Raw genomic sequence first — 12,712 nt, 5'->3', positions numbered from 1 at the left:
AGGTACCTGGGTAGGAATTGCCGCCCTTTTCCGCTGAAAAATAGGCGAACCCAGCAACCCACCACCCCGACCGCGCCCGCCCGTCCGGATAGGGTCCCAGCCATGACGGACCGGATCCGGGTGATGGTCGTCGACGACCATCCGATGTGGCGCGACGCGGTCGAGCGTGATCTCGCGGCGGCGGGCTTCGACGTCGTGGCGGTGGCGGCGACGGGCACGGAGGCGATCGCCCGGTTCCGCGCGACGCGGCCGCAGGTCGTCGTTCTCGATCTCCAGATCCCCGAGCCGAGCGGGGTCGAGGTCACCGCGACCGTGCTCGCCGAAGAGCCGTCGTCGCGCGTCCTCATCCTGTCCGCGTCCGGCGAGCAGGACGACGTCCTCGCGGCCGTGAAGGCCGGTGCGACCGGCTACCTGATCAAGTCGGCCTCGCGCGAGGAGCTCCTGGCCGCCGTACGACGGGTGGCCGCCGGCGACAGTGTGTTCACGCCGGGCCTCGCGGCGCTGGTGCTCGGCGAGTTCCGCAAGATCGACCAGCCGGCGATGCCGCCGGGGGAGCGGCTGACCGAGCGCGAGACCGAGATCTTGAAGATGGTCGCGAAGGGCATGTCCTACAAGGAGATCGCCGACCGGCTGGTGATCTCGCACCGCACCGTCCAGAACCACGTCCAGAACACGCTGCGCAAGCTGCAGATGCACAACCGCGTCGAGCTGACCCGCTACGTCATCGAGCAGGGCCTCGATGTCGACGGCGAGGACTGAGAGACTCGCCGCGTGACCGACCTGCTGGAGATCGCCGACGAGCTCTATGCCCTGCCGTTGGCGGAGTTCACGCCGGCACGCGACGCGCGGGTCAAGGAGCTCAAGGGGACGCCGCTGGCCGCGCAGGTCAAGGCGCTGCGCAAGCCGAGCACCGCGGCGTGGGTCGTCGACCTGCTGGTACGCCGTGAGGGCGCGCAGGTCGACCAGGTGCTCAGCGTCGGGGCGGCTCTGCGCGAGGCGCAGCAGGCGATGTCGGCCGGCGAGCTGCGAGCACTGACCAAGCAGCGCCGGCAGGTCACGGCCGCGGTCACCACGCAGGCCCGACGGCTCGCGCTGGAGGAGGGGCTGCGCGTCACCGAGGCGGTGGCGGAGCAGGTCGAGACGACGCTGACGGCGGCGATGGTCGACGCCGAGTGCGGACGCGCGGTCCGCAGCGGGCTGCTGGTCAGCGCGCTGAGCACGACCGGCATCGAGCCGATGGATCCGGCTGAGCTGGCGGGGGCGATCGCGGTTCCCGAGGCGCTCGGATTCAGCGCGACGCCGCGCGAGGCGCCGCGTCCGGGGCCGCCCGAGCTGCACGTCGTACCCGACCCCGACAAGGCGGCCAAGGCCCTCGCCGCCGCGGAGGAGCGGCTCGATGCCGCCACCGAGGACTACGAGGCCGCCCGCGCCGCCCACGAGGAGGCGAGCGGCGAGGTCGAGCGGCTGTCCGCGCGCTCGCTGCAGCTCGAGGCCGAGATCGACGAGCTGCGGCGCCGGCTGGCGGATCTCGAGGAGGAGTCCGACGGGCTCGACGAGGAGATCGCCGAGGCGGAGGAGGTCCGCGACGCCACCGGGGCCGAGCTGCGCACCGCCACCGCCGAGCGGGACGCCGCACAGGCCGCGCGCGACCGGCTCAGCGGCCGGTGACCTGGTCGATGTGCTCGCGCAGGATGTCGGCATGCCCGGCGTGCCGCGTGGTCTCGCCGGTCATGTGGGCGACGACCCAGCGCACGCTCCACCGACGCTCGTCGTCGGGCGGCGCGGCGACCCGGTCGTCCCACGAGCCGACACCGGCGAGCAGCCGGTCGCTCTCCGCGATGGCGGCCCGGTAGTCGGCGACGAGCTCCGCGCCCGTGCGGTGGTCGGGCACCATCATCGAGAAGTCGACGCCGGCCCAGCGCGGGTCGCCGCCGACGACATGGCCGAACCAGTACCGCTCGCCGTCCGCCAGGTGCTGCACCAGCCCCAGCAGCGTCGTGTCGGACACGACGAGACGCTGTCGCAGCTGGTCGTCGGTGAGCCCGTCGACCTTCTTCAGCACGCAGTGCCGGGCGAAGGTGAGGAATGCCAGAGTTGTGTCCCGCTCGCCCTCGTCGTTGCGCGGGACGGGCTCGCGCTGGCTCTCCAGCCCGGCCACGCTCAGGCCGTCTCGCCGCGGACGATCGCCAGGATCCGCCGGTCGATCCACGTCAGGTCGGGCGCGACGCGCATCTCGTAGTTCTCGGTGCCGACCCACGTGTGGAAGTCGCGGTGCCCCGCGCCCGCGGCGAAGGCCTCCAACTCGGCGCGCAGCGCCTCGTCGACGGTGACCTTCTCGTCGTCGGTCGAGGCCGTCAGGTAGAGCTCGTGCAGGTCGAGCAGGCGCGCCAGCTCGTCGATCGGCGTCGGGTGGTCGTCGACGCGCAGGTCGGCGGCGACGTCGTCGAGGCCGCCGTAGCCCGCCTCCTCCCGTACGACGAGCAGCGCCGCGGACTGCCGCCCGCGCCGGTCTCCGCCCGCCGCGTCGCCCGCGGCCAGAGCGGCGAGCAGCCGGTCCTGCAGCGGAGCGTCGGCGTCGCTCTCCAGCCAGGCCGCCTCCATCGCCTCGACCACCTCGGCCCCGGCCAGGCAGTTGCCCTGGATCGCGTAGCCGTCGCCGGTCACGCCGCCTGCCCACGGGATGCACTCCGCCCCGGTGTGCGAGGCCGCATTGCCGTCGAGGTCGACGATGCCGACCTGGCGCTGCGGGTAGCCGGGGTCCTCCTCGAGCAGCCGCTGGAGCGCCACCGCCGCCGTCGCGCCCTCGTCGAGGTGGGAGAGCGCGAGGCCCTTGTAGGCGACATTCGCGTCGGCCTGGGTGGCGACGGCGCCGACGCCGGCCACCGCGGCCGGTACGGCGGAGCCGACCGCGAGGAACTTCGAGGCGACGGCGACGCCCCACGTCTCGCCGTCGGCGGAGCGGGCCACGATGGAGAAGGTCATGGCTTCACCCTAGAGACGACTCGGCAACCGTCGTAGGTTGGACGGCATGCGCGTCGGAGTGCTGACCGGTGGCGGAGACTGTCCAGGCCTGAACGCGGTGATCCGGGCCGTCGTGCGCAAGGGGGTGAAGGAGCACGGCTTCGAGCTCGTCGGATTCCGCGACGGCTGGCGCGGCCCCCTCGAGGGGCTGACGATGCCGCTCGGGATCGAGCAGTGTCGCGGGATCCTGCCCCGCGGCGGCACGATCCTCGGGTCCTCGCGCACCAACCCGTTCGCGCTCGACGACGGCGTCCAGCGGATCAAGGACAACCTCGCCGCCGCGGGCGTCGAGGCGCTCGTCGCGATCGGCGGCGAGGACACGCTCGGGGTGGCGACCAAGCTGTCCGAGCTCGGCGTCCAGGTGGTCGGTGTCCCGAAGACGATCGACAACGACCTGTCCGGCACCGACTTCACGTTCGGCTTCGACACCGCGGTCAACATCGCGACCGATGCGATCGACCGGTTGCACACGACCGCCGAGTCGCACCACCGGGTGCTCGTCGTCGAGGTGATGGGCCGGCACGCCGGCTGGATCGCGCTGCACGCGGGCATCGCCGGGGGAGCGAGCGCCGTCCTCATCCCGGAGAGCCCGTTCGACATCGACGCCGTCTGCGCGCACGTCGAGACGCGCTTCCGCAGTGAGTACGCGCCGATCATCGTCGTCTCCGAGGGCGCCGTCCCCGCCGACGGCACCGGCATGACCCTGGCGAGCGGTGAGAAGGACGCCTTCGGCCACGTCCGCCTCGGCGGCATCGGCGACCGGCTCGCGCAGGAGATCGAGGCGCGGACCGGCAAGGAGGCGCGGGCCGTCGTCCTCGGCCACGTGCAGCGCGGCGGGACGCCGTCCGCCTTCGACCGGTGGCTCGCGACCCGCTTCGGGCTGCAGGCGATCGGCGCCGTCGCCGACGGTGAGTACGGCGTGATGGTCGCCCTGCGCGGCACGCAGATCGTGCGGGTCCCGCTCGTGGAGGGCACCGGCGAGCTCAAGCTGGTCAGCCCGGCGGAGTACGCCGAGGCGCAGGTGTTCTTCGGCTAGCGGCGGCCAGGTCCACGTCGACCACCAGCGCGCGGTGGTCGGAGAGCCGCATCCGCCAGGCCTGCGAGCTGGCCGGGAGTGCCGGGTCGGCGAGGACGTGGTCGAGCTGCTCGACCGGGTCGTCGGCCGGGAACGTCGGGTGCGCGGCCAGTGGCTGCAGGCCGGTGAGCCGGGCGGCGCGGTCGAGCTCCATGTTGAGGTCGCCGGTCACGATCAGGGGACGGGTGCTTCCCCGCAGCGCGCCCATCAGCCGGGTGAGCTGACGCCCGTTCCACCAGCGCACGAACGACAGGTGCGTGTTCGCGACGGTCAGCGGCCCGGCCGGCGTCCGCACCTCCGCCGCCACCGCGACCCGGGGCTCGTCCCGCACCCAGGTGGGCAGCGTCCGCCCCGGGAACCGCATCGGCACGCGGGTCCGCGGCGCCGGCAGTCGCATCACCTCCCAGCCGGCGACGGGGAACCGGCTCAGCAGCGCGATGCCGTACGCCGCGTCGTCCGGGTGCTCGTCGCCCGTCGCCGCCGTCCACGTGGCGCCGGGACTGCCTGCCAATGCGGCGACGAAGCGGTGGTGCGGGGCGCCCATCGCGTCCGCGGCGAGCGCGGTCAGGTCGGCGCGGCCGGAGCGGTGCTGGAGGTGGTCGACCTCCTGCAGCGCCAGCACGTCGGGGGCGAGCTCGGCGACCGCGTCCTGCAGCACGGCCACGTCGACGTCGTGGTCGTGCTGGGTGCGGCCGTTGAGGATGTTGAAGGTCGCGATCCGGATCATCACGTCCCCGGTACCCACGCGCATGCGCCCGACCCGTCCGGGTACTTCGGCGGTGCGAGGTGATGCATCGATGAGCCAGCTCCGTGAGGCGCTCAAGCTGGTGGCGGTCGCGCTCAAGGAGGGCGACGTGCCGTTCGCCCTGGCCGGCAGCTATGGACTGTGGGCGCGCGGCGGGCCCGAGCCCGACCACGACGTCGACTTCGTGGTGGCCGAGGAGGACGCCGCCCATGTCGAGGACCTGATCGCCCAACGCGGGCTCGAGGTGGTGCACCCACCCGAGGACTGGCTGTTCAAGGTGTACGTCGACGAGGCGATGGTCGACATCATCTTCCGGGTCGGCACCGAGCCGATCACGCGCGCCCGGTTCGCCGACGCCGACCAGGTCGAGGTGGAGTCGGTGCTGATGCCGGTGCTGTCGGCGACGGCGCTGATGGCCGACAAGCTCGGCGCGCTCGAGGAGCACGCCTGCAACTTCACCGTCGTGCTGCCGGTGGCGCGGGCGGTCCGCGAGCAGGTGGACTGGGATGAGGTCGCCGTCGCGACGTCGCGCAACCCCTTCGCCCAGGCCTTCCTGCGGTTGCTGCGCGACCTCGACGTCGTCCCTCCGCCGGCGCCGCGCGAGCCCGCCGCGCCGTCCCACGGTGCTTCCCTTTCGCCGCGTCCTGCGCGAAGGTGAAGCCGGCAGGACTTCCAACCTCGGGGAAGGAACCACCCACCATGACCACGCAGATCAGCGGTGACACCGCATCCGAACAGCACGGCCGGCCGGAGCTGAAGCGGGTCCTCGGACCCGGCCTGCTGCTCCTCTTCATCGTCGGCGACATCCTCGGCGCCGGCGTCTACGCGGTGACCGGCCGGCTGGCCGGACAGGTCGGCGGCATCGCCTGGCTGCCGTTCCTGGTGGCCTTCGCGATCGCCACCCTGACCGCCTTCTCCTACCTCGAGCTGGTCACCAAGTACCCGCAGGCCGCAGGCGCCGCGCTCTACGCACACAAGGCGTTCGGCGTGCACTTCGTGACCTTCCTGGTGGCGTTCACCGTCGTGTGCTCGGGCATCACCAGCGCGTCGACGTCGTCCGGGCTGCTCGCGTCGAACCTGCTGATCGGCCTCGGCGCCGACGATCCGGGCAACGGGCTGGTGCTGGCCGTGGCGCTCGGCTTCATGCTGGTGCTGGCGCTGATCAACCTGCGCGGCGTCGGCGAGAGCGTGAAGTTCAACGTAGTGCTGACCCTCGTCGAGATGGCCGCGCTGGCGATCGTGATCGGCATCGGCTTCTACGTCATCGGCAAGGGGGACGCCGACCTCGGGAGGGTCACCGTCTTCGAGAACCCCGACGACAAGGGCCTGTTCATGGCCGTCACGGTCGCGACGGCGATCGCGTTCTTCTCGATGGTCGGCTTCGAGGACTCGGTCAACATGGTCGAGGAGACCAAGGACCCCGAGCGGATCTTCCCGCGGATGATGCTCACCGGCCTTGGCATCGCGGTCATCATCTACATGCTCGTCGCGGTCTCGGTCGTCGCGGTGATCCCCGCCGACCGGATCGGCTCGCCCACCAACGCCGAGGCCGGGATCCTGCTCGACGTGGTCAAGATCGGCGCCCCGGGCATCCCGATCGACGACTTCTTCCCGTTCATGACCGTCTTCGCGGTCGCCAACACCGCGCTGATCAACATGCTGATGGCCAGCCGGCTCGTCTACGGCATGGCGCAGCAGAACGTGCTGCCGCCCGTGCTCGGCAAGGTGCTGCCGGGCCGGCGCTCGCCGTACGTCGCGATCGGGTTCACCACGCTGCTCGCGTTCGCCCTGATCGTCTACGTCCGGCTCGGGTCGGAGAGCACGATCGTCGGCTCGCTGTCGGGGACGACGTCGCTGCTGCTGCTCGCGGTGTTCACGATCGTCAACATCGCCTGCCTGATCCTGCGCCGCGAGCCGGCCCGGCCGCACGGCTTCCGCGCGCCGGTCGTCGTACCGGTGCTCGGGGCGATCCTGTGCGCCTACCTGCTCGGCCCGTGGGCGCGACTCGAGGCCGACATGATCCAGTACCGCATCGCCGCCGGCCTGCTCGGGCTCGGGATCGTGCTCTGGGCGGTCACCCGGATCGTCCACAAGCCGGAGGGCGGTCAGTTCGAGGACATCGAGCACATGGACATCGACCCGACCGACGACTGACCACTGGGTACGATTGGGCGGTGAGCACCCTTCCGTCCCTCGAGCAGTTGCACGCCATCGGAGCGAAGCAGCAGCCGACGTATGACGACCCCGCGGCCCTCGCCGCGACCGTCGACCGTCTGCGCACGCTGCCTCCGCTGGTGTTTGCGGGCGAGTGCGACGAGCTGAAGGCCAAGATCGCGGCGGCCAGCCGGGGCGAGGCCTTCATCCTCCAGGGCGGCGACTGTGCCGAGACCTTCATCGACGCGACCGCCGACAACACCCGCAACAAGCTGCGGGTGCTGCTCCAGATGGCCGTCGTGCTGACCTACGCCGCGTCCGTGCCGGTGGTCAAGGTCGGCCGGCTCGCCGGTCAGTACGCCAAGCCCCGCTCGTCCGACACCGAGACCCGCGAGGGCGTCACGCTGCCGGCCTACCGCGGCGACGCCGTCAACGGCTTCGAGTTCACGCCCGAGTCGCGTCGTCCCGACCCGCAGCGGCTGCTCGACGTCTACCACGCGTCCGCGTCCACGCTGAACCTCGTGCGCGCCTTCACCACGGGCGGCTACGCCGACCTGCGCCAGGTGCACACCTGGAACTCCGAGTTCGTGCGCAACAGCCCGGTGGGCCAGCACTACGAGGCGATGGCGGCCGAGATCGACCGAGCGCTGACCTTCATGAAGGCCATCGGCGCCGACCCGGAGGAGTTCCACCGGGTCGACTTCTACTCCTCCCACGAGGCGCTGCTGCTCGAGTACGAGCACGCCATGACGCGCATCGACTCGCGCACCGAGAAGCCCTACAACGTCTCGGGCCACATGGTCTGGATCGGCGAGCGCACCCGTCAGCTCGACGGCGCCCACGTCGAGTACTTCAGCCACATCAGCAACCCGATCGGCTGCAAGCTCGGCCCCAACGCCACCGCCGACGACGCGCTCGCGCTGGCCGCCAAGCTCAACCCGACCAACGAGCCCGGCCGGCTCACCTTCATCACCCGCTTCGGCGCGGCCAAGATCCGCGACGGCCTGCCGCCGCTGGTCGAGAAGGTCACCGCCGAGGGCGTCGACGTGGCGTGGGTGTGCGACGCGATGCACGGCAACACCTTCGAGGCCTCCAACGGCTACAAGACCCGCCGCTTCGAGGACGTCCTCGACGAGGTCCAGGGCTTCTTCGACGTCCACCGCACGCTCGGCACGGTCCCGGCCGGCATCCTCGTCGAGAACACCGGCGACGACGTCACCGAGATCGTCGGCGGCGGCGAGGAGCTCGACGAGCAGGGCCTGGCCCACCGCTACGAGTCGGTCGTCGACCCGCGGCTCAACCGGGTGCAGTCGCTGGAGATGGCTTTCCAAGTCGCCTCGATGCTCCAGCGACGTTGAGCGTGATCGACCTCCGCAGCGACACCGTCACCCGCCCGACGGAGGCGATGCGCGCCGCGATGGCCGCGGCCGAGGTCGGCGACGACGTCTACGGCGAGGATCCCACGGTCCGTGCGCTCGAGGAGCACGTCGCCGGGCTGTTCGGCCACGAGGCGGCGCTGTTCATGCCGACCGGGTCGATGGCCAACGTCCTCGCGGTCGCCGCGGTGGTGGCGCCCGGCCAGGAGGTGCTCTGCGAGGCGCGCGCCCACATCGCGCGGGCCGAGCTGGGCGCCCACGGCGCGGTGAGCGGGCTGACCATGCGCACCTGGTCGCACCCGCGCGGGCAGGTCGACCTGGCCGCGCTCGGTGAGCTGTTCGCGCCCGATCTCGGGCCCTACTTCGTGCAGACCGCGGCCCTCTCGGTCGAGAACACGCACAACTTCGCCGGCGGCGCGGTGCTCCCGCTCGCCGACCTGCAGGCGCTGCGGGCGTTCGCCGACGAGCGCGGCGTCGCCGTCCATCTCGACGGGGCGCGGATCTGGAACGCCCACGTCGCGACCGGCACCCCGCTGTCGTCGTACGGCGCCGTGGCCGACGTGATGTCCGTCTGCCTGTCCAAGGGCCTGGGCGCCCCGGTCGGCTCGCTGATGCTGGGCAGCGCCGAGCACATCGCCGGCGCGCGGGTGCGACGCAAGCGGCTCGGCGGGGGCATGCGCCAGGTCGGCATCCTCGCCGCGGCCGGTCGCCACGCGCTCGACCACCACGTCGAGCGGCTCGCCGACGACCACGCCCATGCGCGGCTGCTCGCCGAGGCCGTGGGCGCCGACCCGGCCGGCGTCGACACCAACATCCTCGCGTTCGAGGTGGCCGACGCGCCGTCGTACGTCGCCCGGGCGCGCGAGGCCGGCGTCCTGGTCGGGGCCGTCGGCGCGACCACGATCCGCGCGGTGACCCACCTTGACGTCTCGCGCGACGACGCCGAGCGGGCCGCGAAGATCCTCGGCTCGCTCTGACCCGGGCCCGGTGGGCTAGGCGGGAGCGCCGCGGAGCAGCACGTCGCTGATCGCGGTGAAGTCGCGCCCGTTCGGACCCTTGCCGGGGGCGCTGACGGTGATCAGGTGGAGCTTGACGGTCCGGGTCTCGACCGGGTCGATGCTCTGCGGCTGCATGGTCGGCCGGTCGACGAGCTCCTGGGTGATCCGGGTGCCGTCGTCGAACTCCCACTGCACCGCCTGGATCCGGCGGTTGCCGCGGTACCAGTTGTCGGCGCCGTCGACCTTCGCGTAGCCGTTGATCAGCCCCACCTGGGTGAGGACCACGGTCCGACCGAGGTCGAAGGTGAGCGTCAGGCCGGTGCCGTCGCCGGGCATCCGCCACGACGTGCGCGGGCGGCCGTCGAGCAGGTTGGCGGCGCCGAAGGTGACCGGGTGGTTGCCGCGGTCGCGGCTGGGCGGCGCGGTGGCCGGCACCTCGGCGGTCGTCTCGCCGGTCAGGTCGATCACGTCGGCCGGGTCGGGGGCCTGGACGGGCGCACCGGTGCCGCTGCTGTCGGGCTGGGCCGGCTCGCCGGAGGTCGGCCCGGGCGAGCCGCCGTCGGTGACCGGCGTCTGCCGCTGCTTCGCGGTGTCGTCGGAGGAGCCGCCGCTGTTGACCAGCAGGAGGACGCCGATGCCCGCGACCAGCGCGACCAGGACGACGGCGATGACCCACGGCAGCCACGCGACGCCCCGCTTGCGCTCCGGCTGCGGCGGCCCGTACGGCGACGGGGGCGGGGGAGGCGGCGGCCCCGACGGCGTGACCTGCGTCGCGGGCGCGCCCTCCGCGAACAGCGGATAGCGCGCGGCCGGGGGCAGCTGACCCGTCGGCGGGGGCACCACGGGCGCGGCGGAGGTGGGCGCCGCCTCGGGGTGCCGGCCGGGCACCGGCTGCCCGCAGTTGGTGCAGAACCGGCCGATCCCGAGCTCGTGCCCGCAGGTGGTGCAGTACGTCGGGGTGGTCATCGCGGGGTCAACCTACCCCCATGGCCGGTCCGGGCGGCAGATTCGGCCCTCGGACGCTCGTCAGATGCTGCCAGCTCGCCGGCACGCCTCGGCCTCGATGTCCTCCAGGTCGTGCTCGAGGACCTTGTGCGTGCGGTCGTAGCTGAAGCCCCCGAACATCGCCCACATCGCCTTCGATACCAGCGACCGGTGGCTCATCTCCACGGTCGTGGTCATCGCCAGCCGGGTGGCCGTGTGGTCGGGGCCGGCGGGGGTGAGCCGGTAGGCGGTGCGGATGAGGTCGTTGCCGACCTCCGCCTCGACCACCGTGCGCCGCGGCGGCTCGGACTCGAGGACCTGCAGCTGCTCCGGGCCGTGGTGCCCGAAGAGGGTACGGCGCTCGCGCCAGGCGGTGCCGACGCCGTAGCCGCCCTCGGTGAGGACCTCGGTCTCGCTGACGCTGCGCAGGACGTCGTCGGCATGGGCGACGTCCGTGATGACGTCCCAGACCTGCTCCGGCGGAGCGGGGATGGTGGTGTGCACGTGGATGATGTGACCGGCCATGGTGACTCCAGAGTGTCGATCCCTCCGGAGTCCATGGTGCGCCCGACGCCGCTCCGGCGCCAGGGGCCCGCTCGACCTGCTACACGGCGAGGTGGGTGACCTCGCCCTCGACGTGCCGGCGCGGCACCAGCTCGACGACCAGCATCGCGCCCAGCACCATCAGCCCGCCGAACAGCATCCGGCCGGTCACGCCCTCACCGCCGAGCGCCACCGCGAAGAAGGCCGCGAACACCGGCTCCATGCTCATGATGATCGCGCTGCGCGTGGGCGGCAGGTGCGACTGCGCCCAGGTCTGCGCGAGCAGTGCGGCCGCTCCCGCGAAGAGCGCCATGTAGACCAGCGACGCCCAGTCGGCCGCCCGGTCGGGCAGCACGATGCCCGGCTCGCCGCCGACCAGCGCCGCCACCATGCAGATCACCGCGATCACCAGCACCTGCAGGATCGACATGCCCAGCGCGTCGGCCGGCCGCGACCAGGCGCCGAGGCCCACGATGTGGGTGGCGTAGAGCAGCGCGGCGACCAGCGTGATCGCCTCGCCGTAGCCGATCGAGAAGCCGTCGAGCGTGAGGACGCCGAGGCCGGCCGTCGCCAGCACCACCGCGCCCCAGGTGGCCACATTGATGCGGGTGCGCAGGACGACGGCGGCGAAGAGCGGCGTCGCGACGACGTACAGGCCGGTGATGAAGCCGGACACGCTCGCCGGGGTGTGGGCGAGTCCGGCGGTCTGGAGGATCTGCGCGACGCCGTACAGGGCGCCGAGGACGAGCGCGCGTCGTCGTACCTCGGGGGAGAGGCGGGCGATCGCGCGCGGGGCCAGGAGCAGCATCACCGCTCCGGCGAGCAGGAAGCGCACGCCGAGGAAGTCGAGCGTCGGCACCCGGTCCAGCAGGTCCTTGATGAGGAAGAAGGTCGAGCCCCAGCAGGCGGTCATGGCGAGCAGCGCGAGCGTCGCCAGCAGCGACGTACGGCGCTCAGACACCCCGCAGCTCCTTGAGCAGCGCGAGGTCCGGGTCGCCCGCGTCGCGCGAGCCCGGCGTCTCCAGGATGAACGGCACGCCCTCGGTGGCCGGATGCGCGAACAGGTCGGCGAAGGCGTCGACGCCGATGTGGCCCCGGCCGATCTTCTCGTGGCGGTCCTTGAACGCGCCGCGCACGTCCTTGGAGTCGTTGGCGTGGACCAGCCGCAGCCGCCTCTGGCCGCCGATCTCGACGATCCGGTCGAGCGCGAGCTTGGCGCCGCCCGGCTCGTCGAGCGGCTCGCCGGCGGCGAAGACGTGGCAGGTGTCGAGGCAGATGCCGGCCTTGGGGTGGAAGTCGACCGCGCCCAGGTACGCCGCCAGGTCGTCGATGCCCGCGCACAGCGAGTTGCCCTGGCCGGCCGTCGGCTCGAGCAGCAGGTACGGCGCGGCGTCGTCCTCGATCGTCGTGAGCAGCGGGAGCAGTCCGTCGCGGATCCGCCGCAGCGCCTCGGCGTGGTCGCCGCCGACATAGGAGCCGGTGTGGACGACGACGCCCTCGGCGCCGATCTCGACGGCCCGGCGCAGGTTGTGCGCGATCAGCGCGAGCGACTTCTCGTAGGTCGCGGGCGTCGGGCTGCCCGGGTTGACCAGGTACGGCGTGTGGACGAGCACCCGCATGCCCAGCTCGCCCGCACGGTCGCGGAAGCGTCGGTCGACGGCGGGATCGCCGGCGCTCAGCGCCCAGCCGCGGGGGTTGCCGACGAAGACCTGGATCGCCTCGCAGCCGGACTCCACCGCGCTCCGCAGGGCACCGTCGACGAGGTTCTTGCCGACCGGCACATGCGAGCCGATCGGACGGACGGGGGAACTCACGA

At 72.4% G+C, this 12,712-nt stretch carries 14 protein-coding genes; 7 read left to right on the top strand and 7 right to left on the bottom strand.

The genetic code is table 11. The features are described from left to right. Nucleotides 1-102: 102 nt before the first annotated feature. Both AB4880_RS16190 and AB4880_RS16185 read left to right on the top strand, forming a co-directional pair. The gene (locus tag AB4880_RS16190; RefSeq protein WP_367920254.1) at nucleotides 103-759 is read left to right on the top strand and encodes a response regulator; all 657 of its coding nucleotides are present in this window, start codon (nucleotides 103-105) and stop codon (nucleotides 757-759) included. A 12-nt stretch (nucleotides 760-771) separates the two neighbouring features. After that, a complete protein-coding gene (locus AB4880_RS16185) occupies nucleotides 772-1,668 on the top strand; it encodes a hypothetical protein (RefSeq protein ID WP_367920253.1) in 897 nt (298 codons plus the stop codon). On the opposite strand, the gene AB4880_RS16180 is transcribed toward AB4880_RS16185, so the two are convergent. Both AB4880_RS16180 and AB4880_RS16175 read right to left on the bottom strand, forming a co-directional pair. Beyond that, nucleotides 1,655-2,158 carry a DinB family protein gene (locus tag AB4880_RS16180; protein ID WP_367920252.1) on the bottom strand — a complete coding sequence of 168 codons (504 nt, stop codon included), beginning with the start codon at nucleotides 2,156-2,158 and terminating at the stop codon, nucleotides 1,655-1,657. The two genes, AB4880_RS16185 and AB4880_RS16180, sit on opposite strands and share 14 nt — an antisense overlap. A 2-nt stretch (nucleotides 2,159-2,160) precedes the next feature. Beyond that, nucleotides 2,161-2,982 carry a DUF1028 domain-containing protein gene (locus tag AB4880_RS16175; protein ID WP_367920251.1) on the bottom strand — a complete coding sequence of 274 codons (822 nt, stop codon included), beginning with the start codon at nucleotides 2,980-2,982 and terminating at the stop codon, nucleotides 2,161-2,163. Nucleotides 2,983-3,028: 46 nt separating this feature from the next. On the opposite strand from AB4880_RS16175, the gene AB4880_RS16170 reads away from it, so the two are divergent. After that, nucleotides 3,029-4,057 (top strand): 6-phosphofructokinase, encoded by a 1,029-nt coding sequence (locus tag AB4880_RS16170; protein ID WP_367920250.1) that lies wholly within the window; start codon nucleotides 3,029-3,031, stop codon nucleotides 4,055-4,057. Here AB4880_RS16170 and AB4880_RS16165 read toward each other — a convergent pair. Then, nucleotides 4,014-4,847, bottom strand: a complete 834-nt coding sequence (locus AB4880_RS16165; RefSeq protein ID WP_367920249.1) for an endonuclease/exonuclease/phosphatase family protein — start codon at nucleotides 4,845-4,847, stop codon at nucleotides 4,014-4,016. The genes AB4880_RS16170 and AB4880_RS16165 overlap by 44 nt on opposite strands. A gap of 46 nt (nucleotides 4,848-4,893) precedes the next feature. On the opposite strand from AB4880_RS16165, the gene AB4880_RS16160 reads away from it, so the two are divergent. The 4 genes from AB4880_RS16160 to AB4880_RS16145 are packed head-to-tail and all read left to right on the top strand — an operon-like array spanning nucleotide 4,894 to nucleotide 9,348. After that, nucleotides 4,894-5,499 (top strand): hypothetical protein, encoded by a 606-nt coding sequence (locus AB4880_RS16160; RefSeq protein WP_367920248.1) that lies wholly within the window; start codon nucleotides 4,894-4,896, stop codon nucleotides 5,497-5,499. 41 nt (nucleotides 5,500-5,540) lie between these two features. Further along, entirely contained in the window at nucleotides 5,541-6,995 is a 1,455-nt protein-coding gene (locus AB4880_RS16155; RefSeq protein WP_367920247.1) for an APC family permease, read from the top strand. Nucleotides 6,996-7,015: 20 nt separating this feature from the next. Then, the gene (locus AB4880_RS16150) at nucleotides 7,016-8,353 is read left to right on the top strand and encodes a class II 3-deoxy-7-phosphoheptulonate synthase (protein WP_367920246.1); all 1,338 of its coding nucleotides are present in this window, start codon (nucleotides 7,016-7,018) and stop codon (nucleotides 8,351-8,353) included. A 2-nt stretch (nucleotides 8,354-8,355) separates the two neighbouring features. Further along, complete coding sequence (locus AB4880_RS16145; protein WP_367920245.1) at nucleotides 8,356-9,348, top strand: threonine aldolase family protein; 993 nt, start codon at nucleotides 8,356-8,358, stop codon at nucleotides 9,346-9,348. 15 nt (nucleotides 9,349-9,363) lie between these two features. On the opposite strand, the gene AB4880_RS16140 is transcribed toward AB4880_RS16145, so the two are convergent. The 4 genes from AB4880_RS16140 to AB4880_RS16125 form a co-directional block, all read right to left on the bottom strand. After that, nucleotides 9,364-10,335, bottom strand: a complete 972-nt coding sequence (locus AB4880_RS16140; protein WP_367920244.1) for an NADase-type glycan-binding domain-containing protein — start codon at nucleotides 10,333-10,335, stop codon at nucleotides 9,364-9,366. A 60-nt stretch (nucleotides 10,336-10,395) separates the two neighbouring features. Continuing rightward, nucleotides 10,396-10,878: an SRPBCC family protein gene (locus AB4880_RS16135; protein ID WP_367920243.1), complete on the bottom strand. Its 483-nt coding sequence runs from the start codon at nucleotides 10,876-10,878 to the stop codon at nucleotides 10,396-10,398. A 79-nt stretch (nucleotides 10,879-10,957) separates the two neighbouring features. Further along, on the bottom strand, nucleotides 10,958-11,857 hold the full coding sequence (locus AB4880_RS16130) for a DMT family transporter (protein WP_367920242.1): 900 nt from the start codon (nucleotides 11,855-11,857) through the stop codon (nucleotides 10,958-10,960). Further along, nucleotides 11,850-12,710: a deoxyribonuclease IV gene (locus AB4880_RS16125; protein ID WP_367920241.1), complete on the bottom strand. Its 861-nt coding sequence runs from the start codon at nucleotides 12,708-12,710 to the stop codon at nucleotides 11,850-11,852. Before AB4880_RS16125 ends, AB4880_RS16130 begins: the two co-directional genes overlap by 8 nt. Nucleotides 12,711-12,712: the final 2 nt, after the last annotated feature.

Source organism: Nocardioides ginsengisoli (assembly GCF_039537225.1).
Taxonomy (GTDB): Bacteria; Actinomycetota; Actinomycetes; order Propionibacteriales; family Nocardioidaceae; genus Nocardioides; species Nocardioides ginsengisoli.
This window is presented reverse-complemented; position numbering and strand designations above follow the sequence as displayed.

What these genes read in the sequence shown, in the direction of transcription:
- AB4880_RS16135 (WP_367920243.1), bottom strand. Translation starts at nt 10,878, where the DNA reads ATGGCCGGTCACATCATCCACGTGCACACCACCATCCCCGCTCCGCCG.
- AB4880_RS16170 (WP_367920250.1), top strand. Translation starts at nt 3,029, where the DNA reads ATGCGCGTCGGAGTGCTGACCGGTGGCGGAGACTGTCCAGGCCTGAAC.
- AB4880_RS16175 (WP_367920251.1), bottom strand. Translation starts at nt 2,982, where the DNA reads ATGACCTTCTCCATCGTGGCCCGCTCCGCCGACGGCGAGACGTGGGGC.
- AB4880_RS16165 (WP_367920249.1), bottom strand. Translation starts at nt 4,847, where the DNA reads ATGCGCGTGGGTACCGGGGACGTGATGATCCGGATCGCGACCTTCAAC.
- AB4880_RS16140 (WP_367920244.1), bottom strand. Translation starts at nt 10,335, where the DNA reads ATGACCACCCCGACGTACTGCACCACCTGCGGGCACGAGCTCGGGATC.
- AB4880_RS16160 (WP_367920248.1), top strand. Translation starts at nt 4,894, where the DNA reads ATGAGCCAGCTCCGTGAGGCGCTCAAGCTGGTGGCGGTCGCGCTCAAG.
- AB4880_RS16155 (WP_367920247.1), top strand. Translation starts at nt 5,541, where the DNA reads ATGACCACGCAGATCAGCGGTGACACCGCATCCGAACAGCACGGCCGG.
- AB4880_RS16190 (WP_367920254.1), top strand. Translation starts at nt 103, where the DNA reads ATGACGGACCGGATCCGGGTGATGGTCGTCGACGACCATCCGATGTGG.